The sequence below is a fragment of the Oleiphilus sp. HI0132 genome, from assembly GCF_001635845.1.
Map to the genome: position 1 here is coordinate 1 of NZ_LWGJ01000639.1, position 1,195 is coordinate 1,195.

Genomic DNA, 1,195 nt, shown 5'->3' on the forward strand with positions numbered 1-1,195 from the left:
GACGGTGAAGCTCAGCAAAAATCATTATTCTCGATGATTCGTAATACCAATGAGCTGAATTCTGAAGGTGTATTGTCTGCTTATGTTGATAACGCTGCGGTAATAGCCGGATCGAAAGGAAAGCGCTTCTACCCGAACCCTGAAACTCAGGAGTATCAGGCGCATGAGGAAGATATTCATATCCTCATGAAGGTTGAAACACATAACCACCCGACAGCTATTTCTCCATTCTCTGGTGCCTCGACAGGTTCAGGTGGTGAGATTCGTGATGAAGGTGCTACAGGTAAAGGCGCAAAACCTAAAGCTGGTCTGACAGGTTTTACGGTATCGAACCTAAGAATTCCTGGTTTCGAACAGCCATGGGAAACAGATTTTGGCAAGCCTGACCGAATGACTTCTGCCTATAACATCATGCTTGACGGTCCTCTAGGTGGTGCTGCCTTCAATAATGAGTTTGGTCGACCGAACTTGTGTGGCTACTTTAGAACCTTTGAAGAAGAAGTTGCTGGCCCGAATGGTCAGGAAATCAAGGGTTACCACAAGCCTATTATGATTGCTGGTGGTATGGGAAATATTAAAGAGTCCCATGTACTGAAAGGTGACATCGATGTTGGTGCAAAGCTAATTGTATTGGGTGGCCCGGCCATGCTGATCGGCCTTGGCGGCGGTGCAGCCTCTTCGATGGATTCAGGTGCTAGTCATGAGGACTTGGATTTTGCTTCTGTACAGCGTGAAAACCCTGAAATGGAACGTCGTTGCCAGGAGGTTATAGACCGCTGCTGGCAGCTTGATGATAATAACCCAATTGCCTTTATACATGACGTAGGGGCGGGTGGTTTATCAAATGCTTTTCCGGAGCTTGTGAAAGATGGCGGGCGCGGTGGACGATTCGACTTGCGAAAGATCCCTAACGATGAGCCTGGGATGGCGCCACACGAAATTTGGTGTAACGAATCTCAAGAACGTTATGTTATTGCTGTGTTGCCGCAAGACTTGGAGCGCTTTGAGGCGATTTGTGCTAGAGAACGCTGCCCCTACGCTGTGATTGGTGATGCTCTGGAAGAGCATGATTTAACACTGGAAGATCCGCACTTCGATAATAAGCCGGTTGATCTACCCATGTCAGTGTTGTTTGGAAAACCGCCTAAGATGCACCGTTCGGTTGAATCAGAAGCGTTTACTAAGCCGATGTTCG

Annotated in this window: 1 protein-coding gene; it reads left to right on the plus strand. The window is 47.7% G+C overall.

All coding sequences use genetic code 11. From position 1 onward, the window contains the following. On the plus strand, positions 1-1,195 hold a 1,195-nt coding region (locus A3766_RS07770; protein WP_255375360.1), incomplete at both ends, for an AIR synthase-related protein.